This window comes from Microbacterium sp. Y832, from assembly GCF_057669765.1.
This window is the reverse complement of sequence record NZ_JBYHFM010000004.1, coordinates 272,730-295,145: the sequence shown is the minus strand read 5'-3', so window position 1 is coordinate 295,145 and position 22,416 is coordinate 272,730. Positions and strand designations below refer to the sequence as shown.

General features: G+C 68.5%; 24 protein-coding genes and 3 tRNA genes. 17 read left to right on the top strand and 10 right to left on the bottom strand.

Annotated features, from left to right (window positions below; all coding sequences use genetic code 11):
* Positions 1 to 49 precede the first annotated feature (49 nt).
* Genes AC25YV_RS09995 through AC25YV_RS09975 form a run of 5 tightly spaced genes read left to right on the top strand, consistent with a single transcriptional unit; the run spans position 50 to position 6,074 of the window.
* Entirely contained in the window at positions 50 to 1,276 is a 1,227-nt protein-coding gene (locus tag AC25YV_RS09995) for an MFS transporter (RefSeq protein ID WP_488123689.1), read from the top strand.
* 40 nt (positions 1,277 to 1,316) lie between these two features.
* Entirely contained in the window at positions 1,317 to 2,012 is a 696-nt protein-coding gene (gene nucS, locus AC25YV_RS09990; RefSeq protein ID WP_488123688.1) for an endonuclease NucS, read from the top strand.
* A gap of 17 nt (positions 2,013 to 2,029) precedes the next feature.
* Entirely contained in the window at positions 2,030 to 2,713 is a 684-nt protein-coding gene (locus AC25YV_RS09985; RefSeq protein ID WP_488123687.1) for an HAD hydrolase-like protein, read from the top strand.
* Positions 2,706 to 3,959: a hypothetical protein gene (locus AC25YV_RS09980; RefSeq protein ID WP_488123686.1), complete on the top strand. Its 1,254-nt coding sequence runs from the start codon at positions 2,706 to 2,708 to the stop codon at positions 3,957 to 3,959. Before AC25YV_RS09985 ends, AC25YV_RS09980 begins: the two co-directional genes overlap by 8 nt.
* A 30-nt stretch (positions 3,960 to 3,989) precedes the next feature.
* Positions 3,990 to 6,074: a bifunctional lysylphosphatidylglycerol flippase/synthetase MprF gene (locus AC25YV_RS09975; RefSeq protein ID WP_488123685.1), complete on the top strand. Its 2,085-nt coding sequence runs from the start codon at positions 3,990 to 3,992 to the stop codon at positions 6,072 to 6,074.
* 53 nt (positions 6,075 to 6,127) lie between these two features.
* Here AC25YV_RS09975 and AC25YV_RS09970 read toward each other — a convergent pair whose 3' ends face one another.
* Positions 6,128 to 6,334, bottom strand: a complete 207-nt coding sequence (locus AC25YV_RS09970; protein WP_376129336.1) for a cold-shock protein — start codon at positions 6,332 to 6,334, stop codon at positions 6,128 to 6,130.
* A gap of 260 nt (positions 6,335 to 6,594) precedes the next feature.
* On the opposite strand from AC25YV_RS09970, the gene AC25YV_RS09965 reads away from it, so the two are divergent.
* Positions 6,595 to 7,233 carry a GntR family transcriptional regulator gene (locus AC25YV_RS09965; protein WP_488123684.1) on the top strand — a complete coding sequence of 213 codons (639 nt, stop codon included), beginning with the start codon at positions 6,595 to 6,597 and terminating at the stop codon, positions 7,231 to 7,233.
* A 26-nt stretch (positions 7,234 to 7,259) separates the two neighbouring features.
* Positions 7,260 to 7,751, top strand: coding sequence for a GNAT family N-acetyltransferase (locus AC25YV_RS09960; RefSeq protein ID WP_488123683.1), 492 nt, complete (start codon positions 7,260 to 7,262; stop codon positions 7,749 to 7,751).
* Positions 7,752 to 7,981: 230 nt separating this feature from the next.
* Here AC25YV_RS09960 and AC25YV_RS09955 read toward each other — a convergent pair.
* Positions 7,982 to 8,065, bottom strand: a tRNA-Leu gene (locus tag AC25YV_RS09955).
* A gap of 143 nt (positions 8,066 to 8,208) precedes the next feature.
* On the opposite strand from AC25YV_RS09955, the gene AC25YV_RS09950 reads away from it, so the two are divergent.
* From AC25YV_RS09950 to pknB, 7 genes are read left to right on the top strand one after another with little or no spacing between them, the layout of a single operon-like run.
* Positions 8,209 to 8,949, top strand: a complete 741-nt coding sequence (locus AC25YV_RS09950) for an FHA domain-containing protein (protein ID WP_488123682.1) — start codon at positions 8,209 to 8,211, stop codon at positions 8,947 to 8,949.
* Entirely contained in the window at positions 8,946 to 9,470 is a 525-nt protein-coding gene (locus tag AC25YV_RS09945; RefSeq protein ID WP_488123681.1) for an FHA domain-containing protein FhaB/FipA, read from the top strand. Before AC25YV_RS09950 ends, AC25YV_RS09945 begins: the two co-directional genes overlap by 4 nt.
* A gap of 11 nt (positions 9,471 to 9,481) precedes the next feature.
* Positions 9,482 to 10,720, top strand: a complete 1,239-nt coding sequence (locus tag AC25YV_RS09940; protein ID WP_488123680.1) for a PP2C family protein-serine/threonine phosphatase — start codon at positions 9,482 to 9,484, stop codon at positions 10,718 to 10,720.
* Positions 10,717 to 12,099, top strand: coding sequence for an FtsW/RodA/SpoVE family cell cycle protein (locus AC25YV_RS09935; protein ID WP_488123679.1), 1,383 nt, complete (start codon positions 10,717 to 10,719; stop codon positions 12,097 to 12,099). The genes AC25YV_RS09940 and AC25YV_RS09935 overlap by 4 nt, the downstream gene beginning before the upstream one ends.
* Entirely contained in the window at positions 12,096 to 13,568 is a 1,473-nt protein-coding gene (locus AC25YV_RS09930) for a peptidoglycan D,D-transpeptidase FtsI family protein (protein ID WP_488123678.1), read from the top strand. Before AC25YV_RS09935 ends, AC25YV_RS09930 begins: the two co-directional genes overlap by 4 nt.
* A complete protein-coding gene (locus AC25YV_RS09925) occupies positions 13,565 to 15,295 on the top strand; it encodes a protein kinase domain-containing protein (RefSeq protein ID WP_488123677.1) in 1,731 nt (576 codons plus the stop codon). Before AC25YV_RS09930 ends, AC25YV_RS09925 begins: the two co-directional genes overlap by 4 nt.
* 48 nt (positions 15,296 to 15,343) lie before the next feature.
* Positions 15,344 to 17,041, top strand: coding sequence for a Stk1 family PASTA domain-containing Ser/Thr kinase (gene pknB / locus AC25YV_RS09920; protein ID WP_488123676.1), 1,698 nt, complete (start codon positions 15,344 to 15,346; stop codon positions 17,039 to 17,041).
* A 37-nt stretch (positions 17,042 to 17,078) separates the two neighbouring features.
* Here the strand turns inward: pknB and AC25YV_RS09915 are convergent, their stop codons facing one another.
* Genes AC25YV_RS09915 through AC25YV_RS09905 form a run of 3 tightly spaced genes read right to left on the bottom strand, consistent with a single transcriptional unit; the run spans position 17,079 to position 18,624 of the window.
* Entirely contained in the window at positions 17,079 to 17,708 is a 630-nt protein-coding gene (locus AC25YV_RS09915) for a glutamine amidotransferase-related protein (RefSeq protein WP_488123675.1), read from the bottom strand.
* Positions 17,705 to 17,860, bottom strand: coding sequence for a hypothetical protein (locus AC25YV_RS09910; RefSeq protein WP_488123674.1), 156 nt, complete (start codon positions 17,858 to 17,860; stop codon positions 17,705 to 17,707). The genes AC25YV_RS09915 and AC25YV_RS09910 overlap by 4 nt, the downstream gene beginning before the upstream one ends.
* Complete coding sequence (locus AC25YV_RS09905) at positions 17,860 to 18,624, bottom strand: class E sortase (RefSeq protein WP_488123673.1); 765 nt, start codon at positions 18,622 to 18,624, stop codon at positions 17,860 to 17,862. Before AC25YV_RS09905 ends, AC25YV_RS09910 begins: the two co-directional genes overlap by 1 nt.
* 55 nt (positions 18,625 to 18,679) lie before the next feature.
* Between AC25YV_RS09905 and AC25YV_RS09900 the strand changes: the two genes are divergently transcribed.
* On the top strand, positions 18,680 to 18,919 hold the full coding sequence (locus AC25YV_RS09900; RefSeq protein WP_488123672.1) for a cell division protein CrgA: 240 nt from the start codon (positions 18,680 to 18,682) through the stop codon (positions 18,917 to 18,919).
* Between the two features lie 129 nt (positions 18,920 to 19,048).
* Here the strand turns inward: AC25YV_RS09900 and AC25YV_RS09895 are convergent, their stop codons facing one another.
* Positions 19,049 to 19,717: a rhomboid family intramembrane serine protease gene (locus tag AC25YV_RS09895; protein WP_488123671.1), complete on the bottom strand. Its 669-nt coding sequence runs from the start codon at positions 19,715 to 19,717 to the stop codon at positions 19,049 to 19,051.
* A 247-nt stretch (positions 19,718 to 19,964) separates the two neighbouring features.
* Positions 19,965 to 20,522, bottom strand: coding sequence for a peptidylprolyl isomerase (locus tag AC25YV_RS09890; protein ID WP_488123670.1), 558 nt, complete (start codon positions 20,520 to 20,522; stop codon positions 19,965 to 19,967).
* A gap of 102 nt (positions 20,523 to 20,624) precedes the next feature.
* Here AC25YV_RS09890 and AC25YV_RS09885 point away from each other — a divergent pair, with 102 nt between their 5' ends.
* Positions 20,625 to 21,209: a DNA helicase gene (locus AC25YV_RS09885; protein ID WP_488123669.1), complete on the top strand. Its 585-nt coding sequence runs from the start codon at positions 20,625 to 20,627 to the stop codon at positions 21,207 to 21,209.
* Positions 21,206 to 21,697: an aminoacyl-tRNA deacylase gene (locus AC25YV_RS09880; RefSeq protein ID WP_488123668.1), complete on the top strand. Its 492-nt coding sequence runs from the start codon at positions 21,206 to 21,208 to the stop codon at positions 21,695 to 21,697. Before AC25YV_RS09885 ends, AC25YV_RS09880 begins: the two co-directional genes overlap by 4 nt.
* 9 nt (positions 21,698 to 21,706) lie before the next feature.
* On the opposite strand, the gene AC25YV_RS09875 is transcribed toward AC25YV_RS09880, so the two are convergent.
* From AC25YV_RS09875 to AC25YV_RS09865, 3 genes are all read right to left on the bottom strand, one after another.
* Positions 21,707 to 22,129: an NUDIX hydrolase gene (locus AC25YV_RS09875; RefSeq protein WP_488123667.1), complete on the bottom strand. Its 423-nt coding sequence runs from the start codon at positions 22,127 to 22,129 to the stop codon at positions 21,707 to 21,709.
* 55 nt (positions 22,130 to 22,184) lie between these two features.
* A tRNA-Ala gene (locus AC25YV_RS09870) sits at positions 22,185 to 22,257 on the bottom strand.
* A 17-nt stretch (positions 22,258 to 22,274) separates the two neighbouring features.
* Positions 22,275 to 22,348, bottom strand: a tRNA-Ile gene (locus tag AC25YV_RS09865).
* Positions 22,349 to 22,416 lie beyond the last annotated feature (68 nt).

Genomic DNA, 22,416 nt, shown 5'->3' with positions numbered 1-22,416 from the left:
TCGTAGCCCCATCCTGCTAAGCGTCGAAACGATTCGATACAGTGTCCCGATGCAGACGACGCTCCCCCGCCGAGAGCTGGTCCGGTGGCGCAACGCGATCTTCGCGGTCTTCTTCGCGACGGGTCTCGGGTTCGCGACCTGGGCGTCGCGCATCCCCTCGGTGAAGTCGTCACTCGCGATCAACGACTTCGAAGTCGGCCTCCTGCTGTTCGTGCTGGGTGCGGCATCGCTCGTCGGACTCTCGCTCGCGGGCGCCGTGCTGGCGCAGTGGGGGGCGCGGCGCGGACTGCTCGCGGGTCTCACGATCTTCGGCGTCGGTCTCGTCATCGTCGGCATCGGCGTCGACGTCGTGCCGTCGTATGCGCTCACCGCCACAGGGCTCGCGGTGATGGGCCTCGGCATGGCGGGCACCGACATCATGATGAACGTCGAGGGCGCCGCCAACGAGCGGGGCCTCGGGCGCACGTTGATGCCGCTTTTCCACGCGCTGTTCAGCCTCGGCACGGTCGCCGGCGCGGGCATCGGGGTCGCCATGACGGCGTGGGGAGTCGGGGTAGCCGCGCACTTGTGGACGCTCGGAGCAGTCGTCGTGGCCACGGCTGCCGTCGCGGTGCGATTCGTCCCGCTCCGCGCGTTCGCGAGCGACCCCGGCACGGACGGTGCCCCCGCGTCGCGGCGCGAACGGTTCCTCGCGGCGCTGGCGGTGTGGCGCGAACCGCGCATCTACTTCATCGGGCTCATCATGCTGGGTATGGCCTTCGCCGAGGGCGGCGCCAACGACTGGCTGCCCCTCGCCGTCGTCGACGGGCACGCCGGCACCGAGGCGCAGGGCGCGATCGCCCTCACGGTCTTCTCGGTCGCGATGACGGTCATGCGTGCGGTCGGCGGGCCGCTCGTGGACCGCTTCGGACGCGTCTGGACGCTGCGCATCCTCGCGATCGCCGCAGCCGGCGGACTCACGCTGTTCATCCTCGCCCCCAACCTGCCCGTCGCCCTCGTCGGCGTCGCGCTGTGGGGCGTGGGCGCATCGCTCGGCTTCCCCCTCGGCATGTCGGCCGCCGCAGATGATCCCACCCGGGCGGCGGCGGCGGTGAGCGCGGCCGCGACGATCGGCTACGTCGCCTTCCTGTGCGGCCCTCCCGTGCTCGGCTGGATCAGCCACCAGGTCGGGCTCCTCCCGACGCTGTGGATCCTCGTCGCTCTCATCGCACTGTCCGGACTCGCTTCGGGTGCGGCCAAGCCCGTCGCCGGCTCCCGCCTCGGCACGGGCGGCTGACCACGCCGCCGCCCGCCCACGCCGGCATTAGGCTCGTCGGGTGCGTCTTGTCATAGCCCGCTGCTCCGTCGACTACGCCGGTCGACTCAACGCGCACCTGCCGCTCGCGACGCGGCTCCTCGTGCACAAGGGCGACGGCTCACTGCTCGTGCATTCGGACGGCGGCTCGTACAAGCCGCTCAACTGGATGTCGCCGCCGTGCGCTCTGACGGTGGAGACCCCCGACGAGGAGTCGGCGAGCGCGGGCGTGCTCGAGCACTGGCGCGTGACGCATGCCAAGTCGGGCGACTCTCTGCTGGTGCGCATCTACGAGGTCCTGCACGATTCATCGCACGAGCTCGGCATCGACCCCGGGTTGCAGAAGGACGGCGTCGAAGCCGACCTGCAGCGCCTGCTGGCTGAACAGGTCGACGTCATCGGCGAGGGGGTGTCGCTCGTGCGTCGCGAGTTCCCCACCGCGATCGGTCCGGTCGACCTGCTGCTGCGCGACCCGGCGGGCGGCACGATCGCGGTCGAGGTGAAGCGCCGCGGCGACATCGACGGCGTCGAGCAGCTGACGCGCTACCTCGATCTGCTGGGGCGCGATCCGCACCTGACTCCCGTGACGGGCGTCTTCGCGGCGCAGGAGATCAAACCGCAGGCGCGCGTGCTCGCCGCCGACCGCGGCATCCGGTGCGTCACGTTGGATTACGAGGGCATGAAGGGCATCGAGTCCGGTGCCCCCCGTTTGTTCTGACACCTATGGTGGTTCGTATGCCGAGCCGATCGCCCTGGAGTTGCATCCTGTGGGATGTCGACGGAACCATCGTGGATGCCTCCGAGGGCATCCTGCGTCGGCTCACGATCACCCTCGAGCACTTCGGGCGCACGCCTCCGCTGCGTGATGAACTCGCGCACTGGATCGGCCCGCCGCAGTTCGACTCGTTCCAGGACAACGTCGGGATGACCCCCGCCGAAGCGCAAGAGGCCGTCGCCTTCTACCGCGCGCTCGCGCACCGCGAGGGTTACACCTCGGGCGCGAAGCTCATCCCCGGCATGGCCGAGCTGATCACCGATCTCGACGCCGCCGGCATCCCCCAGGCGACCGCGTCGTCCAAGCCCGAGCTCCAGGTCGGCGCGCTCATGGAGCACTTCGGCCTCGCACCGCATTTCCGCACGCTGGTCGGCGCGACCCCCGACGAGCGCACACTCGCCACGAAGGCGGATGTCGTGGGCGAATCGCTGCGACGCCTGCGCGAGCTCGGTGTCGACACGAGCCGCCCCGTTCTCGTCGGCGATCGGCACCACGACATAGAAGGCGGAGCCGAGAACGGCGTGCCCGTCATCTTCGTGCGCTGGGGCTTCAGCTGGCCGCACGAGGCCGATGGTGCCACCGCTGTCGTCGACGACGCCGAGGGTCTGCGATCCGTGCTCCTGACCGATAGCGCCGATGACTGACCCGCTCGGCTGGCTCATTCCCGCCCTCGTCGTCTTCGGCGTCGCTGCGGTGGGAGCCGTCGCCGCCGTGTGGGCCCTGCGGCGCGCCCGGCACTCGCCCCGCGCCCGTGCGGCGGCAGCGCAGTCGCGCGCCCAAGCCGGTGCAGCCCTGGTCCGGCTCGACGACGCCGTCGACGAACTCGACCTCGACCTCGGCCTGTCGGGCGCGCTCTACGGCGGCGGGGCGCCGGCGTCCCTGCGGCGCGCGCGCATGACGGCGCAGCACGTACGCGACGCATCGTTCGACGAATACCGCACGATCACCGGCGACACCGCCGCGCCCGATGACGTGCGTCGCGTCGCGTCGCGCATCCAGCGCCGGGCCTCCGCAGCCCTCGCCGGCATCGAGGCGGCTCGCACCGAACACGACGCCTGGACGCGCGCGCACGTCTCGGCCGCCGCCCAGGTCGAGTCCGCGCGGGGGCGCCTGCGCGCGCTGCGCACGACGATGGGCGACCCCCACGCGCTCGTCGCCGACCTGTCGGCACGCTTCGCCGAGAGCGAGTGGACGGGCGCCGCCCGATCGGCGCGCGGCGCCGTCGCGGGCGCCGCCGAGGCCGAACTCCTGCTCGACCGCGCGGCCGCCGCTGCGCAAGACCCCACTCGATCCGCGCTCGATGACCTGGCAGCCGCCGAGCGTCGCCTGCGTACCGCAGAGAACGACGCGCGCGCCCTCGAGGAGTCGCACCGGCTCGTGCTCCAGGCGGCGCAGGCGCTGCCGGGCGAGTTCGACTCGGCGCGCAACGCCGTGCGCGGCGCGCTGACGACCCGCGTGCGCCTCGAACCCGACGACGCCGCGCACCTCGGCATCGAGTTGCGTGCGATCGACACCGCCCTCTCGAACCTGGAGAGGGATGCCGCTCGCCACCCCACCCGCACGGTCGACGCCATCGCGCGTCTGCGCGACCGGCTCGATCTCGCCCTCGGCGACGCCTGGACAGCCCAGCAGCGGCTGCGCGGTGCCCGGACCGCCCTTCCCGGAACCCTCGCGGCCGCACGCGCCGCGCTCGTGCACGCCGAGGCATCCGTCACGCGTCACCACGCCGGAGCCGACGCCCGCGCCCGCCTGCAGTCGGCGCAGGCCGAACTGGCGAACGCCCGGCAGTCCACCGACCCGGTGGCCGCCCTTGATGCGGCGCGCCGGGCGATGCGCGACGCCGAAGACGCCACGGCACTCGCCGACCACGACCAACTCACGGCGCGCTGAGGCACCCCCGCCGCTCGCTATCGTGAAGGCATGCGTGCCGCCACGAGAACGACTCCGTTGACGCTCGTCCTCCCTTTCCTCAGGCGCATTCCGGCGACGCTGACGCTGGTCGCACTGGTCCTCGTCGTCGGCGTGGTCTTCGCGGGGCTCTGGTCGCCGTTCGAACAGGCGCCGCTGTTCGAACGCGTCGCCTATGGCCTGCCCGCCTTCCGTGAGGGCCTGTGGTGGACCCCGCTGCTCGGGACGTTCTTCGTCAACCAGCCGTGGGTGTACATCTTCACGATCTCGGCGTTCTGGGGCATGGCGTACCTCGAGTACAAGCGCGGGTCGGTCGTCGCGCTCGCCTACTTCTGGGTCGGGCAGCTATTTGCGATCTTCGCATCGGCGCTACTGCTGTGGCTGTTCTCGTTCGCGCAGTGGGAATGGGCCCAGACCGAGGCCGCGCTGCGCGACGTCGGCGCCTCCGGCGGAACGATGGCATGCATCGCTGCCGCGATCGGACTCTTCCGACCGCCGTGGCGCGTGCGCGGTTGGCTCGTCCTGCTGTCGTTCGTCTTCGTCGCGATGCTCTTCTGGGGCAATCTTCCCGACCTCGAACACACGCTCGCCGTGCTGCTCATCCTGTTCGTCGACCGCTCGCTGCGCCTGCAGCGCCAGACGGTGCGCGAACAGCGACTCGTCGCCTTCATCGCGATCATCGTGCTGGGCACGATCGAGATCATCACGCTCTTCGTCCCGACCAACGGGCCGTTCGGCGCCACGGAGCCGGCGTCGAGCGGTGGTCTCATCGACGTCGCGATCGATGTCGTCGTCATCGTCGTCATCGCACACTTCCTGCGTCTCGGCCGCCGGTGGGCGTGGGTGCTCAGCCTGATCCTCGCCGCATGGAACATCCTCGTCGGCGCCGTCGTGCTCGCCGCCATGATCATCACGACGCAGCGCCGCGTCGAGGGATTCATCAACGCCGAGACCGAGTTGGCGCTGGCCAACGGCGTCCTCTGGGCCCTATTGGCCATCTACCTCATCTCGGTGCGGGGCGCCTTCCGCTCGCGTCGGAAGTCGGGGATCGGGCAGGCGCCGACACCCGACGTCGACGACGTCAAGCAGATGCTCCGTGCTCACGGAGGCGGCACCCTCTCGTGGATGACGACGTGGGAGGGCAACGCCTACGCCCGCACATCGAGCGGAATCGTGGCCTATCAGCGGCGGGCCGGAGTCGCACTGGCCCTGGCGGATCCGCTCGGCCCCGTGGCATCCCGCCCCGAGAGCGTCCGCGAGTTCATCGCGGCGGCCGAAGCGGCCGGCCTCGCGCCGTGCTTCTTCAGCGCGAGCGACGCGACGCGCGCCGCCGTTCCCCGGGGGTGGCGCAGCCTCGTCGTCGCCGACGACACGATCGTTGACTTGCCGGGGTTGGCGTTCACGGGCAAGGCATGGGCCGCCGTGCGCGGCGCGCTGAACCGCGCAGAGCGCGAAGAGATGACCTTCCGGATGACACGGCTCGTCGATGAGCCGTGGGGCATCCGCCAGCAACTGCGCGCGATCTCGGAGATGTGGGTGGGAGACAAGGGACTGCCCGAGATGCGTTTCACCCTCGGCACCCTGACCGAGGCGGAAGACCCCGAAGTGCGCGTCGCCCTGGCGATCTCGCCGCAGGGCGACGTCGACGGGTTCCTCTCGTGGCTGCCCGTCTACAGTGATGACGGCCGCATGCGCGGCTGGACGCTGGACCTCATGCGGCGCCGCGACGGCGGCTTCGGCCCGGTCATGGAGTTTCTGATCGGGGCGTCGGCGAAGCTCTTCTCCGAAGAGGGCGCAGAGATCATGTCCCTTTCAGGGGCGCCGCTGGCCCACGACTATCCCCCGGATGCGGGAGCGATCGCCGTGCTGTCCGAGAGCCTCGCCGAGGCGCTCGAGCCGGTGTACGGCTTTCGCTCGCTGCACCGGTTCAAAGAGAAGTTCCACCCGCGCTACGAGACGATGCACCTGCTGTTCCGTGACGAGAGCGACCTCACCCGTATCGGCGCGGGCCTGACCCGCGCCTTCCTCCCCGACGCGACACTGCGCCAGTTCGCAGGCGCGGGCCTGGAACTCGTGCGCGGAAACCGCGGCACCTGACATCGTCTGAGGTTGCACGGTGCGGCAGCAGCGCCGCACCGTGCAACCGAGGATCAGACGGGGCGGATGTTCTCCGCCTGCAGGCCCTTGGGCCCCTGCGCGATCTCGAACTCGACGCGCTGGTTCTCCTCGAGCGAGCGGTAACCGCTCGACTCGATGGCGGTGTAATGCGCGAAGACGTCAGCGCCGCCCTCGTCGGGAGCGATGAAGCCGAAGCCCTTCTCCGAGTTGAACCACTTGACAGTACCTTGCGTGCTCATGAAATGCCGTTCCTTGCGTGCTCGCGCGACCTGCGCGGGTCGATTGACACGCTAACGAAGAGCGGCGACACGCGGAATTAGCGTGACCCAAATGTTGCACACGCCATCGGACGCCCGGGCCGAGCTGAGCTCAAAGCCCGGGCGTCGACGGATCCCCCCGGATACGTCACGCCAAAGCGCGACATCGACAACTCTACCGATATACCGGTCCCGCAGAAGAGGCGTCCTCGATGCGCACACGCCATACACTTAACGCATTTATGGCCACCCCGCTGCTTCCGCTCGACCCGCGCGGAGCGGTGCTCGGCGATGAGGTCTACGCGACTCTGAGCGAAGCGATCCTCGACGGCACCCTCCGACCGGGTGAACGGTTGCGCGATCAGGAGATCGCTGAGCGCCTCGGCGTCTCGCGGACCCCCGTGCGCGAGGCTCTGCAACGGCTCGAGCGCATCGGCCTGGTCGAGATCGCGCCGAACCGCTACACCCGGGTCTCCGTCCCCGACCCGACGTTCGCCGGGGACACCGACGAGTTCATCGCCTACACGGTCGGCACGTGCCTGCGGATCGCACTCGGTCGCATCGACGACGAGACAATCGCGCGCGCCGTCGCGCTTCTCGATGAGGTCGTGTCGGCTTCGCGGGCCGACGACCATGCCGGCGTCGTGCAGGCCACGACGGGGTTCTTCCGATTCGTCGTCAGAGCGACGGGGAACGTCGTCTTCCTCACCGTGCTGCGCGAGGCCGAGATCGTCATCCGGCGCAACCTCGCCGCGTGGCGTCCGTTCATCGCGTGCCCCGTCGCACGCACGGAGTCCTACGTGCAGCTGCAAGAGGCGGTCGCCGCGCGTGACGGAGTCTTGGCTGAATCGCTCGTGCGCGAACTGCACGGGTTCTCATAGAGCGGGACGCTGGATACGGTGGGGCCGTGACCCACATCGAGCTGCGCGATCTCGACGACGACGACCTCGACGCCGTCTTCACGATGATGAGCGATCCCGAAGGGGCGGCTCTGGCGGCCTTCACGGCAGAAGACCCGAACGACCGCGCCGCGTTCGACGCCTGGATGGCGAGCGAACGTGCCGCCGACGCGGTGCGCTTGGAGATCGTGACCGAGAACGGCGGTTTCGCCGGCACGGTCGCGGTCTTCACCGTCGACGGCGACCGCGAGGTCACCTTCTGGACGGCGCGGCACGCGTGGGGCCGGGGCGTCGCGTCCGAAGCGCTGCGCATCCTCGTCTCGCGCGAGCCGATTCGGCCCCTGTTCGCACGCGTCGCAGCGCACAACACCGCTGCCATCGCCGTGCTGGAGCGCAACGGGTTCACCGAGGTCTCACGCACCGTCACCCGCGCCCCCGCGCTCGATCGCGATGCCGAAGAGATCCTCTTCGTGCTCACCCCCACCCTCGACGGGGTGTGACGGGCGCGACTGCGGCCAGACGGCACGCACCACGGCTCCAGGACATGAGAAAGCCCCCTTCCGGGGGCCATTTCATTTCGTGCGCGAGGGGGGAGTTGTCCCTACCGCCCTCCACACGCCGCTGCGCGGCGCGCGGAGCCTCTGCGGCCGGGGCCCACCCCTTCGGGAGTTCACCACCGACCCGCGGGCACGAAATGAAAAAGCCCCCTATCGGGGGCCATTCCATTTCGTGCGCGAGGGGGGAGTTGAACCCCCACGCCCTTTCGGGCACTGGCACCTGAAGCCAGCGCGTCTGCCTATTCCGCCACTCGCGCGAGATGCATGGCCCTGGGGCAACACACTCAACTCAGCGAGGATATCACGCGCACCACGCCTGACCTGAATCCGCCGGAATCCGGGAACCCCCAGCGTGTGCAACTAGCATGAAGCAACCAAGCACGCCCGTCCGAGGAGCTCCGTGGGACTACTTGACAGCTTCGAGAAAGGTCTCGAGCGCGCCGTCAACAGCGCGTTCGCGAAGACCTTCCGCAGCGGCATCCAGCCCGTCGAGATCGCCTCCGCACTGCGCAGCGAGCTCGACAAGAAGGCCGCCGTGGTCAGCCGTGACCGAATCCTCGCGCCCAACACGTTCGCCGTGCATCTCGCGCCGGCCGACGAAGACAAGATGGCGTCGCTGGGGTCCGCGCTCGATGACGAGCTGCAGACGCTCATGCAGAAGCATGCGAAGAAGCAGGGGTATTCGTTCGCGGGCCCGGTCTCGATCACCCTCGCGCGCGACGACAATCAGCCGACCGGAACCCTGCGCGTGGAGTCGTCGACGGCTCAGGGTCGCGTCGCGTGGCGTGGCGTGCTCGACATCGACGGCCGCCGCCACCCGCTGACGAAGTCTCGCACGATCATCGGCCGCGGCAGCGACGCCGACATCACGATCCCCGACTCGGGGACGAGCCGCAAGCACGTCGAGATCCTCTGGGACGGCGAACGCGCCATGGTGCGCGACCTGAAGTCGACCAACGGCACCCTGCTCAACGGGAGCAAAGTCACCGAAGCCGCGCTGACACCGGATTCGATCGTGCGGATCGGCCGTACCGATATCGTGTTCCGCGTGGTCGCGCAGGCGACCCCGCCGTCGATATCGCAGCCCCCGCGCGATGTCACGCGCGCCTTCGACGTGAGAGAACAGGGACCGCTGCCGTGAGCGAACTGACCCTGTTGCTGCTGCGCATCGGCTTCCTGCTGCTGCTGTGGTTCTTCGTCTTCGCCGTCGTGTACTCCCTGCGCGCCGACCTCTTCGGCGTCAAGGTGCGCAAGATGCCCGAGTCCGCGATGGCCGGAGGAGCCTCCACGCCGGCCGCCGCGCAGCCCACCGCCCCGGTGGCACCCCCCGCGAGGGGGCGCCCGAGCCCGGGCGGTCCCGCCACGACCGCGACGGCGACGCGCATCGTCATCACGAGCGGACCCAAGGCGGGCCTCGAGCTCCCCCTCGGATCCGAACCGCTCACGATCGGGCGGTCGAGCGAATCGGGCCTCGTCGTGCGCGACGACTACACCTCGAGCCATCACGCCCGCCTCGTGCTGTGGGGCGACCAGTGGATGCTCCAGGACCTCGACTCGACCAACGGCACATGGCACGACGGCAATCGCGTGACGACCCCGGTGCCGGTGACGCTTGACGCACCCATCAAGGTCGGCGCGACCACGTTCGAGCTGAAGAAGTAGCCCCCGAGCGCATGGTCTTCCAGGGCTCGAGCACCGCGATCTCGCACACCGGCAAGGTGCGCTCCAACAACCAGGACTCCGGCTACGCCGGACCCAACCTGTTCGTGGTCGCCGACGGCATGGGCGGTCACGCCGGAGGAGACGTCGCCTCCAGCCTCGCCGTGGCCCGACTCGAAGCCGTCGACCAGCCGTTCACCTCGCCGGCCGAGGCCGAAAAAGCCCTGCGCGAGGCGATCGCCGACACGGCGATCGAGCTCGTCGACACGGTGCACGTGCGGCCCGAGCTCGCCGGCATGGGCACGACCGTGAGCGCGCTCGTCATGGTCGATGACTACGCCGTCATCGCGCACATCGGCGATTCGCGCATCTACCTCTACCGTGACGGCTCGCTCACACAGATCACCACCGATCACACGTTCGTGCAGCGGCTGGTCGACTCGGGGCGCATCACACCCGAAGAAGCCCGCTTCCATCCGCGACGCTCCGTGCTCATGCGCGTGCTCGGCGACATGGCGACCGAGCCCGAGATCGACACCTTCGTCATGCCGACGCTGCCGGGCGATCGCTGGCTGCTCTGCTCGGACGGGCTGTCAGGCGTCGTCGACGATGCGCACCTGGCCAAGGTGCTCGGATACGGGCACGCCCCCGGCCGCACGGCCGATCAGCTGCTCAAGCAGGCGCTGGATGGCGGCGCCCCGGACAATGTCACGATCGTGATCGTCGACGTCGGGGGGCAGCATCCGCTCTTCTCGGGCACCCCGACGATCGTCGGATCGGCCTCGAACCCCATCGGCATCGACGTGCCCGCCGCCCGCACCGGGCGCACGAGCTGGCTGCACGCCGGACGCCAGGCGGCGAACGAGCCGACGCACTTCGAACCGGCCGCCGAGTTCTTCGAAGAGCTCATCGAAGAGGACCGCCGCCGAGCGCGCCGCCGCCGGTTCGGCTGGATCATCGGGCTCGTGCTCGTGCTCGGGCTGCTCGCCGCGGGGACATTCGGTGCCTACCAGTGGACCCAGACACGGTTCTACGTCGGCGCCGACGACGACACCGTCGTCATCTTCCGCGGTATCCAGCAGAACATCGGCCCGATCAGCCTGTCGACCGTCTACGAAGACACCGGCATAGAGCTCGACTCGCTTTCGGCGTTCACCCGGGAAAGGATCGAGCAGACGATCTCGGCCGACTCGCTCCGCCGCGCACGCGGCATCGTCTCATCGATCACGCTCGAGGAAGGAGGCGAGCCATGAGTTCCGACACCCAGGCGGTGACCACCGATACCGCCGTCGTGCGTGCACTGCGGCGCATCCGGGTTCCGCAGATGCAGCGCAATCGCGAATTCGCGCTGCTCGTCTTCGCGTTCGTCATCAACGGATCCGCCGTCGCACTGGTCCAGCTCGGTGCGCAGGGCGCGATCGACAGTTCGTTCCTCATCTACTGCGGCGTGCTCGCCGCCCTTGTGCTGGCGATCCACATCGTGCTGCGCCTGCGCGCCCGCGACGCCGACCCGTTCGTACTGCCGATCGCCACGCTTCTGACGGGCCTCGGGCTCGCCATGATCTATCGGCTCGACCTTCACTGGGACCGCACGGGCTGGGGCGCATTCTCGACGCGCCAGCTCGCTTGGGCCGGGATCGCTCTCGTGCTCGCGATCGCCGTCGTCATCCTGTTGCGCAACTACCGCGTGCTGTTCCGGTACACCTACATCTTCGGGTTCGTCGCGATTCTGCTCCTCATCCTGCCGATCATTCCGGGGTTGAGCGGCGGAGGCAACGCCGATGTCTGGGTGGACGTCGGGCTGTTCACCTTCCAGCCCGGCGAGCTCGCGAAGATCTGCCTCGCGATCTTCTTCGCGGGCTATCTCGTGCGTACGCGCGAGAGTCTGAGCTCGGTCGGCAAGCGGTTCCTGGGCGTGACGTGGCCGCGCGCCCGAGAACTGGGCCCGCTCCTCGTTCTGTGGCTGATCTCGCTCGGCATCATCGTCATGCAGCGCGACCTCGGCACGGGCCTGCTCATCTTCGGCATGTTCGTCGCCATGCTCTACGTCGCAACGGGCAAGACCAGCTGGGTCATCATCGGCGTGGTGCTGGCGGCGGCGGGCGCGTTCGTGGCATCCCGGCTGCTGCCGTACGTCGGCACACGGTTCACGATCTGGCTGGATGCCTTCAACCCCGAGCTGATGGACAACTCGAGCTTCCAACTGGTCACGGGCATCTTCGGGCTCGCGCAGGGCGGACTCGTCGGCACGGGACTCGGCCAGGGCCGCCCCTACCTCACCCCCGTCGCCGAGAGCGACTACATCCTTCCCGCGCTCGGTGAAGAGCTCGGCCTCGTCGGCGTCTTCGCGATCCTGTGCCTGTACATGGTGTTCACGAGCCGCGGCATCCGGATCGGCCTCACCGGCCAAGACGACTTCGGCAAGCTGCTGGCGACGGGCCTGTCGTTCACGATCGCCCTGCAGGTGTTCATCATGGTCGGCGGCGTGACGCGGCTGATCCCGCTCACGGGTCTCACGACACCGTTCCTCGCCGCCGGTGGCTCCTCGCTCGTGGCCAACTGGATCATCGTCGCCCTGCTGCTGCGCATCTCGGACTCCGTGCGTTCCCGACCGAGGGTGGTGATCGGATGACGAAAGAGCTGCGCCGACTCAGCATCGTGATGCTGCTCATGTTCGTGGGGCTGTTCGCTTCGACGAGCTGGATCCAGATCGTGCAGGCCGACGAGCTCGCCGAGAACGCCGCGAACCGACGCGCGCTCTACGACTCGTACGAAGTGCAGCGGGGCGCCATCATCGCGAGCGGCTCGGCGATCGCCCGGTCCGTCCCCTCGGGTGACGTGTACAGCTGGCAGCGCGTCTATACGGATGCCGACATGTGGGCCCCCGTCACCGGCTACATCAACCCCGTGCTGGGCTCATCGACGGGCATGGAAGCTGCCATGAACCAGGAACTCAGCGGCACGGCCGGCTCGCAGTTCCTGTCGCGGCTGGATCGGATCATCTCGGGACAGCCGCCGCGCGGCTCGGATGTCGCCCTGACGATGGATGCCACCGTCCAGGCAGCCGCCTACGAAGCACTCGGCGGTCTGCAGGGCGGCATCGTCGCGATCGAGCCGTCGACCGGCCGCATCCTCGCTCTGGTCACGAGCCCCAGCTACGACACCAATCTGCTCGCCTCGCACAACGCCGAGGAGGTCAACGGTGTGTATGCCGAGCTCGTCGCGAACCCGGGCAAACCGCTGTCGAACCGGGCGATCGCGGGTGACCTGAACGCACCCGGATCCACTTTCAAGCTCGTGACCGCTTCGGCCGCCTTGGCGTCGGGCGACTACACGCCCGAATCGACCCTGCCCAACCCGGCGATCTATCAGCTGCCGCAGTCCAACGACACCGTGCGCAACGCGTCGGGTGGCACCTGCGGCGCGGGTGAGACGGTCACGATCGCCGACGCGCTGCGGCTGAGCTGCAACGTGCCCTTCGCCGAGCTCGCGGTCCAGCTGGGCGCCGAGGCCATGCGTGAGGAAGCCGAGAAGTACGGTTTCAACACGTCGTTCTCGATGCCGCTCGTCTCGACCCCCTCGGCTTACCCGCCCACCGAGGATGACCCTCGCGTGCTCGATCCCGCGCAGACCGCGCTCACCGGTTTCGGACAGGGCCGCCTCACGGCGACGCCGCTGCAGATGGCGATGGTGTCTGCCGGCATCGCGAACGAAGGAGTCGTCATGAATCCACGGATGGTCGATCGCATCATCGGGCCAGACCTGTCGGTGCAGCAGGAGTTCGAGGACACCGAGTTCGGCCGCGCCCTCGAGGAGGACATCGCCGCGGACATGGTGGCGCTCATGGTGGCCAATGTCAGTGCGGGTGTCGCGAGCGGTGCAAGAATAGACGGGGTCGAGGTGGCTGGGAAGACCGGAACGGCAGAAAACGGGGCAAGGCCCTACTCCCTGTGGTTCACGGGCTTCGCGCCAGCGGATAATCCGCAGGTGGCCGTTGCGGTCGTCGTCGAAGACGGCGGCGGTCAAGGGCAGTCGGGCAGCGGGAACGCGATCGCGGCTCCCATTGCGAAGAAGGTCATGGAGGCGGTGCTGGGCAGATGAGACCGACACAAGGTGTGACTTTCGGTGGCCGTTACGAGCTCGATTCGCGAATCGCGATCGGCGGTATGGGCGAGGTCTGGGAGGCAACGGATCACGTCATCGGACGGACCGTCGCCATCAAGATCCTCAAAGACGAGTACATGGGGGATCCGGGCTTCCTCGAGCGGTTCCGCGCAGAGGCCCGCCACGCGGCCCTGGTGAACCACGAGGGCATCGCTAGCGTCTTCGACTACGGCGAAGAGAACGGCAGCGCGTTCCTGGTCATGGAACTCGTGCCCGGTGAAGCGCTGTCGACGATCATCGAACGCGACGGCTCGCTCTCGACCGACAAGACGCTCGACATCGTCGCGCAGACGTCGGCCGCACTGCAGGCCGCGCATGCCGCGGGTCTCGTACACCGCGACATCAAGCCGGGAAACCTGCTCATCACACCCGACGGCCGCGTCAAGATCACCGACTTCGGCATCGCGCGCATCGCCGACCAGGTGCCGCTGACGGCGACCGGCCAGGTCATGGGAACCGTGCAGTACCTGTCGCCCGAACAGGCGTCCGGCCACTCCGCGTCACCCGCGACCGACACTTATTCGCTCGGCATCGTGGCCTACGAGTGCCTCGCCGGCAAGCGCCCCTTCACGGGCGAGTCTCAGGTCGCCATTGCCATGGCACAGATCAACGAGCAGCCCCCGCCGCTGCCGCCGAGCGTGGCCGTGCCGGTGCAGAACCTCGTCATGGCGATGATCGCCAAGAAGCCCGAAGACCGCCCCGCCTCGGCGGCCGCCGTCGCACGCGCCGCTACGGCTCTGCGCCGCGGCGACGTCGCCGCTGCCGCTGCCGCTGTGCCTGCCATCGCCGCGGGAACAGCGATGGGCGACGACATGACGCAGTTGCTCGGCACCGACACGTCAGCCGAGACGCGACTGCTCGGCTCGCCCATCGATGACGGCGAGGACGAAGGCGAAGGCGAAGAGACCGGCAAGCGCAAGCGCAGCGCGTGGACCTGGCCTCTCGTCGCACTCATCACCCTGCTCGTTCTCGTGCTCGGTGGCACGATCTGGGCGCTCGTGGCCAATCAGGAGCCCGCGACCGAACCGACGACCACGTCGGCCACTCCGACGCGCACGACGGCGACGAAGACGCCGACCCCGGAGCCGACGTCGGCGAATGTCGTCGCCGCCGACCTCGAAGGTCTGACGTGCGAAGCGGCCACCGCGATCCTCGACGGCCTCGGGTTCGGTGTCAGCTGCGTCGACGGCGATGCCGCCCCCAACGAGGCGAGCGTCGGTCTGGTCTATCGCGTCGATCCCGTCGGAAACGTACCGTTCGACCGCGTCATCACCCTGACCCGGTACGCAGGGCAGGTGCCCATGGGCACGCCGGGCGCAGCACGCATCTCGGGAACGGTCGAAGCAGGCAGCACCGTGCAGATCGGCTGGGACGGCTATAGCTGCCCCTCGGGCACCGGCAGTGTGAGCGGCTACCAGTTCACGGCGACTCAGGGCGTCTTCCCCGCTTCGGGCCAGTCCACCGCCTGGTTCGGTGCCAACGAGCGTTCCGCAGACCTGCAGGTGACCGGCGCCGCCGGCTCGACCCTGCTCGTGACCTACACCGTCACGTGCACGGGCGGCTCCGCCGGCGAGCGCACGACGGGGCCCTCGCAGGAAGTGAGCGCCGCGATCCAGGCGCCGCCGGCTCCCATCCCGGAGCCGACTGACGACGAGCAGGAGTGAGCGTAGCCTCTCGACTAGTCTGGCTGAAGGTCCGATTCAGGGAGTCAAGTGTCTGCTGAGCCGCGTGTGCTGTCGGGGCGCTACCGTATCGACGAGCTCATCGGGCGCGGTGGTATGGCCAGCGTCTACCGCGGATACGACCTGACGCTCGGGCGCGAAGTCGCCATCAAGGTGCTCGCGCGGGATCTCGCGAACGACAACGCCTTCCGCACCCGTTTCCGCCTCGAGGCGCAGGCGGCCTCGCGCATGGCGCATCCGGCCATCGTGCGGGTCTTCGACGCGGGTGAAGACTCCGAGACCCAGCCCGACGGCTCTGTACGCCCCGTGCCGTTCATCGTCATGGAGCTCGTCAAGGGCGCCCTGCTGAAGGACATCATCGCCCGTGGGCCCGTGACCGACGTCGACGCCGTGCGCTACGTCGACGGCATCCTCGAGGCGCTCGAATACTCGCACCGGGCGGGCGTCGTGCACCGTGACATCAAGCCGGGCAACGTCATGGTGACCGATGCCGGGCAGGTCAAGGTCATGGACTTCGGCATCGCCCGCGCCGTGTCCGACGGCTCGGCCACGGTCGCCGAGACGACCGCAATCCTCGGCACAGCCGCATACTTCTCGCCCGAGCAGGCCAAGGGCGAACCCGTCGACGCCCGCGCCGATCTGTATTCGGCCGGTGTCGTGCTGTACGAACTGCTCGCGGGGCGCCCGCCGTTCCGCGGCGAATCACCCGTCGCCGTCGCGTACCAGCACGTCAGCGAAGCGCCCGTGCCGCCGTCGGAGTTCAACGAGTCGGTGCCGCGCGCCCTCGACGCCGTCGCCCTGCGCGCCCTCGCGAAAGATCCCTTCCAGCGCTATCAGGATGCCGCGAGCTTCCGCCAGGCACTCGATGCGACGATCGACGGCGATGCTCCCACGAAGCGCCAGATGAAGGCGCTCACGAGCGAACTGTACGGACCCAATCCGCGCCAGGCCGCCGAGACGGCCCGCTCGCTGCGGCAGCTGAGCACCGACACAACGATGAAGCGCACGCAGGCGGGTCCCCCCGTCGCGTGGATCTGGTCGGGCGTCGCGCTCGTCGCGGTGCTGTTGGCCGCCGTGCTCTTCTGGGTGCTCACGATCAGGCCCGACGGGGGAGAGGTCCCCTCGATCGCGCGCATCGTGCCGGATGTCACCGGGGTGACCTACGAGCGAGCCGCACGTGATCTCGGCGAACAAGACCTCATCGCGTTCCGTGTCGACGAGCCGAATCCGGACGTGGCCGATGGCATCGTCATCCGCACCGACCCGCTGCCCGGTGAGTCGGTGTCGCCCGAGCAGGAGATCCGCGTCTACGTGTCGTCCGGCCAGGAGATGTCGACCGTGCCCGTGCTGGAAGGCCTCGGGCAGGATGCCGCCGTCGCCGCGCTCGAAGCGGCAGGCCTCACGCTCGGCACCGTGACGCAGCGCAACGACCCCGCCCTCGCGGCAGGCACCGTCATGTCGGCCGACCGCGCGCCCGAGGCCGAAGTGCCCAAGGGATCGCCGGTCAATCTCGTCGTCGCCTCGGGCCGGGTGACCCTCATCGACGTGACGGGCTACACGGTCGACGCCGCGAGCCGCCAGCTCGCCGATCTCGGGCTCGAGGTCGCCACGCAAGAGGACAGCACGTGCCGCGCCGACCAACCGCCGATCGTGCGGTCGCAGTCCCTCGCGCCCGGCGACGTTCCGGTGCGATCGGCCGTGACCCTGGTGTTCTGCTCCGGATCGTGAGCGACAGGCTCTCAGCGTCTGACCTCAGCGTCTGACCTCAGCGCCGCGGGTGGAGCGCCGCGCCGCGAGCAGCGGCATCCGCGTAACCGACCTGCGCGAGCCAATTGCCGAGCAGACCATGGCCGCCCTCGGTCAGCACGCTCTCGGGGTGGAACTGCACCCCCTGAACAGGCGCCGAGCGGTGCGCGATACCCATGATGACGCCCGCATCGGTTCGACTGGTGACGATGAGCTCAGCGGGCAGGGTCTCGGGCACGATCGCGAGGGAGTGATAGCGCGTCGCGACGAAGGGGTCGGCAAGCCCGGCGTAGAGCGCGGAACCGTCATGATGCACGAGCGAGGTCATACCGTGCATCAGCTCGGGCGCCTCGGCGACATGGGCGCCGAACGCCGCGGCGATCGCCTGGTGCCCGAGGCAGACGCCCAGAAGGGGGATGCCGCGACGCGCCGCAGCCCGCACGACGGCGATCGACGCGCCGGCACCCGCCGGTGCGCCGGGTCCAGGTGAGACGAGCACGCCCGCGAAGGCGGACACCGTGTCGTCGGCGTTTCGTACCTGGTCGGCCTCGATCAGCTCGGTGGCGGCGCCGAGCTCGTGCAGGTAGCCGATGAGCGTGTGGACGAAGCTGTCGTGATTGTCAACGACGAGCACCGCGCGCGAGCTCACTGGACGATGACCTCTTGCGGGTTGACGAACTGGCTGACCCACGGGAACACATAGAACGCGAGGCCGTAGAGGATCGCGGCGACGGCGACGAGAACGATGAGCAGGCGCACCCACCAGGGTCCGGGGAGGGCCCGCCACAGTGCGGCGTACATCAGGCTCCTTCGTTCAGGGCAGAAGGGGCGCCCGCAGCGCGGGGCGTGAACGAATCGAAGACTCCGTACGCGACGATGCGTTCGGCCAACGAGAACATGGGACTGCAGCTTGTCAGAGTGATGTAACTCGTCGTCGCTTCGACATCGAGCTCCTGCGGCACGGGCAGCAGCACGTCGACCTCGTCGGGGCGCACGTACTGGAGTGTGCGGAAGCGGTAGGTGTACCAGCCGTCCGGGGTCTCGACGACGATGGGATCGTTGATGCGCAGCTCGGCGACCTGGTTGAAGGGCTTCCCCCATGTCGTGCGGTGGCCGGCGAGGGCGAAATTGCCGACCTCGCCGGGCATCGGCGAGCCGGGATAGTGGCCGATGCCGATGGGGTCGAGGGTTCCCGCCCGGGTGACGCCGCCGGCCATTTCTACGGCGTAGTCCGCGCCGAAGCGGGGAACCCGCATGACGCCGAACACCTCGGTGTCGGCGGGTTCGGGCAGGATGATGGGCTCGGCTGTCTCGGCGAGCGGCTCACCCTCGGGAGGCGGCGCCGGCGGCTCGTACTGCCGCGCCCACTGCGTGATCGTCTCATTGCCGGTCGCGTTCCGCTGCGCGCCGTAGATCATGTCACCGACCCAGAGCTGCCAGACGACGTAGAGCAGCGTGATGACGCCGGCGGTGATGAGCAGCTCGCCGATGACGCCGGTGACCGAGACGCCGCGACGGCGCCGCGCACGGCGGATCATCGATGTCGTCATTGTGGCTTGTTGCACATTCGAAGTGTAGTGAGCACATGCTGAATCTCAGCTGGCCGCTAGACTGGCGGACATGGCACGTTCCGGCAGAGATGACGACGCGTTGATCGAACGCGCAGAGGGCGATTTGGCCCCCAACCCCGTGTGGTTCAAGCCGATCATGATCGGTCTGATGCTCGCAGGGCTTGTCTGGGTGCTCGTCTTCTACTTGAGCGGCATGCAGTACCCGATTCCGGGCATCGCGGGATGGAACCTCGTGATCGGCTTCGGCATCGCCTTCATCGGCTTCCTCATGACGACGCGCTGGCGCTAGCCGCCCTCCTCGTTGCTCCGAAAACCGGCGTCCGCACCCGCGCACGCCGGTTTTCGCGTGCGCGGAGACAGAGTTATCCACAGGTTCATCCACAGGTGGGGATGAATCACACCGGTGTAGTTCTTCGGATCACAGGCCGATGTAGGGCGGCAGCACCGTGAAGACCGGCACGACCAGCAGCAGCACGAGGCCCGCGCCGACAGCGCCGAGGAGCAGGAGTTGCATCTTCTGCTGACTCCGGGCGCGCGTACGCGTGAAGACGAACCCCACGAGCAGGCCCACGACCAGACCGCCCACGTGCGCCTGCCATGAGACGTTGAAGCCCGGGACGAACCCGATCGCGAGGTTCACCCCGAGGATCACCGCGATCCCACCGATATTGATCCCAATGTGCCGCCCGATCACGATCAGCGCACCGAACAGGCCGAAGATCGCCCCCGACGCTCCGACCACGGGCGTGCTGAACGACAGCAGTGTGACAGCGACCGAGCCGCCCATCGTGCTCAGCAGATAGAGCGCGACGAACCGGCCCCGACCGAGCAGCGGCTCGAGACTGCGGCCGATGAGCCACAGCGCGAGCATGTTGAGGCCGACGTGCCAGAAGCCGGAGTGCACGAGGGCGACGGTCAGGAGGCGCCACGGTTCGAAGGTTCCCGTGAGGGGTGGGTACAGCGTCGGCGCCCAGAAGAGCAGGAAGTTCTCGACGGTGCGACCGAATCCCGGGATGAGCGAGACGACGTAGGCGAGGGCCGTGATCCCGATGATCACGTACGTCGCGAGCGGTCGTGTGTCACTCACCACGATCGGTCGCGAGCGCGACCAGCGACGTTCGGCCTTTCGCTGCGCCGTCGTCTGGGCGGACTGCTGCGCCTTCATGCACTCCGGGCAGACAACGCCCACGGCTGCGGGGGTCTGGCACTCGGGACAGATCGTCCGCAGGCACCGCTGGCAGAGCACGAAGCTCTGACGGTCAGGATGCCGGTAGCAGAAGTTGTCGCGATTCCTCGCGAAGTCCGCCGAGGTCACGGGGTGAGCACGCGCGGAGTCAGACGGCCTGGATGTCGATCGACTCGATGACCACGGGCTCGACGGGACGGTCGCCCGCACCCGTCGGCACGGCGGCGATCGCGTCGACGACAGCGCGGGAGTCGGCATCGGCGACTTCACCGAAGATCGTGTGCTTGCCCTGCAGCCACGGCGTCGGATCGGTCGTGATGAAGAACTGCGAGCCGTTGGTGCCCTCGGGCTTTCCCGTGATGGCGTTGCGGCGCAGGCCTGCGTTGGCCATCGCGAGCATGTAGGGCTGGTTGAAAGTCAGCTCGCCGTTGATCTCGTCGTCGAAGTTGTAGCCGGGGCCACCGACGCCCTGTCCGAGCGGGTCGCCGCCCTGGATCATGAAGTTCGGGATGATGCGGTGGAAGATGACGCCGTTGTACAGCGGCCCTTCGCCGGGCTTGCCCGTCGCCGGATCGGTCCACGAGCCGGTTCCGTCGGCGAGACCGATGAAGTTCTTGACCGTGCGCGGCGCGTGGTCGCCGAACAGGTTGACGACGATGTCGCCGTGGTTGGTGTGGATCGTGGCAACGGCGGAGTGCTGGGGCATGTCGTACATTCTCGCAGACAAGTTGACAAGCCCCACCTCTCTGGCAGGGTCGCGTCTGGCAAGATGGACAGACCACCGACCCCGTCGAGAGGGAGGATCCCCGTGAGCCTCAGCCGCAAGCGCAAGAAGGAACTACGAAAGCTTCAGTCGCAGGCCAACGCCCTGTGGGAGTCGCAGCAGGTGATCGTCGGGCAAGCGTCCGATGTCGCCCGCGAAGCAGGACGCCAGCTCGGACACTTCGGGCGCGAGCAGGTCGCCCCCCAGGTGCAGGCCCGCTACGACAAGTACGCCGCGCCCTACGTCGACCGGGGCGTCAAGCTGTCCAAGAACGTGCTCGCACACAATGTCGTCCCCGCAGCCGGTGCGGTCGTGGGATCGGCGATGTCCGCGTGGGACGCCGCGAACGAGACCCGCGCACGCCTCGCGGCCGGTCGCGGGTTCGCTCTGCCTGACGCAGGCAAGTACTCCAAGAAGGCCGACAAGTACGCCAAGAACGTCTCGCGACGTCTGTCTGCCGGCGTGAGCGCCCTGGAGCCGAAGAAGAAGGGCATGGGCGCCGGTGGCGTCATCGCCATCATCCTCGGTGTGGCCGCTGCTGCCGGTGTGCTGTACGCCGCGTGGCAGACACTGCGCGCTGATGACGAACTGTGGGTCGCTGACGACCCGCTGCGGGCACCCGACGCGTGAACGATCCGCTCGCGCGGGTCCGAGAAGCGGCATCCGCTCGCGGACTGGACATCGACCTGCGCGAGCGGCCCGCCGCGAAGAGCCTGCCCGAAGCGGCGGCTCTTCTCGGCGTTGAGCCGTCTGACATCGTCAAGACGCTCGTGGTGAAGCGCTCGTCGACGAGCTCCGGCACCGGCCCGCAGTATCTGTACGCCCTCGTGCCCGGCGATCGATCGATCTCATGGCTCAAACTGCGCGCCGTCGTCGGAGCGAACAAGCTCACCCTCCCTGATCCTGATGTCGCCTACGCGGCCACCGGCTACGAGCGCGGCACGATCGTCCCGATCGGCGCGCGCGGCGAATGGCCTGTCTACGCCGACGAACGCATCCTCGGTCGTCGCGTAGCGATGGGCGCCGGCGCTCACGGCTACAGCCTCTTCGTCGAGGCGGACGCCCTCATCACCGCTTACGACGCCACGGTCGCCGACATCTCGAGCGAGGCCCGCTAGCGGCATCCATCAGCGGATGCCGGCCATCTCAAGGCCGATGTCGACGAGCTTGACGTGCGGCAGCGACGGCACCTCCGCGAGCGGAAACCACTCGGCTCGTTCCGTCGATCCGCCGATCTCGTTGCGCAGCTCCCCACCGGTGATGTGCGCGCGATAGACGATGCGCAACGTGTGCAGCGGCGACGAGGACTCGGTCAGCCGCCGGCGTGCCGGAATGACCCGCGAATGGATGCCCAGCAGCCCGTCGAGCGCGACACGGTAGCCCGTCTCTTCGTAGACCTCACGGCGGGCGGCGTCTTCGGGATCTTCGCCGGGCTCGAGGCCCCCGCCGGGAAGCGTCCACGAGGCGCGGCGTCCCTCGACCCAGTAAGCGAGAAGCACCCGGTCATCGAGATCCACGACGACCGCGTACGCGGCCACCCGCATGTCCATGCTTCACCTTAAACGAGAAGCGCCGCCCCGGGCAGGGGCGGCGCTTGTCATCCTGTGGAGCCTAGGAGATTCGAACTCCTGACATCCTGCTTGCAAAGCAGGCGCTCTACCAACTGAGCTAAGGCCCCGGGGGCTTTCGTTTTTGTGGGGCTACCAGGACTTGAACCTGGGACCTCTTCATTATCAGTGAAGCGCTCTAACCGCCTGAGCTATAGCCCCGATCGTGACCCATGACGCGCGGCCAACCTCCAAGAGGTTACCCGAATCGCGCCGTTTTCACGAATCGA

What these genes read in the sequence shown, in the direction of transcription:
- AC25YV_RS09995 (WP_488123689.1), top strand. Translation starts at nt 50, where the DNA reads ATGCAGACGACGCTCCCCCGCCGAGAGCTGGTCCGGTGGCGCAACGCG.
- AC25YV_RS09985 (WP_488123687.1), top strand. Translation starts at nt 2,030, where the DNA reads ATGCCGAGCCGATCGCCCTGGAGTTGCATCCTGTGGGATGTCGACGGA.
- AC25YV_RS09980 (WP_488123686.1), top strand. Translation starts at nt 2,706, where the DNA reads ATGACTGACCCGCTCGGCTGGCTCATTCCCGCCCTCGTCGTCTTCGGC.
- AC25YV_RS09975 (WP_488123685.1), top strand. Translation starts at nt 3,990, where the DNA reads ATGCGTGCCGCCACGAGAACGACTCCGTTGACGCTCGTCCTCCCTTTC.
- AC25YV_RS09970 (WP_376129336.1), bottom strand. Translation starts at nt 6,334, where the DNA reads ATGAGCACGCAAGGTACTGTCAAGTGGTTCAACTCGGAGAAGGGCTTC.
- AC25YV_RS09965 (WP_488123684.1), top strand. Translation starts at nt 6,595, where the DNA reads ATGGCCACCCCGCTGCTTCCGCTCGACCCGCGCGGAGCGGTGCTCGGC.
- AC25YV_RS09940 (WP_488123680.1), top strand. Translation starts at nt 9,482, where the DNA reads ATGGTCTTCCAGGGCTCGAGCACCGCGATCTCGCACACCGGCAAGGTG.
- AC25YV_RS09935 (WP_488123679.1), top strand. Translation starts at nt 10,717, where the DNA reads ATGAGTTCCGACACCCAGGCGGTGACCACCGATACCGCCGTCGTGCGT.
- AC25YV_RS09930 (WP_488123678.1), top strand. Translation starts at nt 12,096, where the DNA reads ATGACGAAAGAGCTGCGCCGACTCAGCATCGTGATGCTGCTCATGTTC.
- AC25YV_RS09925 (WP_488123677.1), top strand. Translation starts at nt 13,565, where the DNA reads ATGAGACCGACACAAGGTGTGACTTTCGGTGGCCGTTACGAGCTCGAT.
- AC25YV_RS09910 (WP_488123674.1), bottom strand. Translation starts at nt 17,860, where the DNA reads ATGTACGCCGCACTGTGGCGGGCCCTCCCCGGACCCTGGTGGGTGCGC.
- AC25YV_RS09900 (WP_488123672.1), top strand. Translation starts at nt 18,680, where the DNA reads ATGGCACGTTCCGGCAGAGATGACGACGCGTTGATCGAACGCGCAGAG.
- AC25YV_RS09890 (WP_488123670.1), bottom strand. Translation starts at nt 20,522, where the DNA reads ATGCCCCAGCACTCCGCCGTTGCCACGATCCACACCAACCACGGCGAC.
- AC25YV_RS09875 (WP_488123667.1), bottom strand. Translation starts at nt 22,129, where the DNA reads ATGGACATGCGGGTGGCCGCGTACGCGGTCGTCGTGGATCTCGATGAC.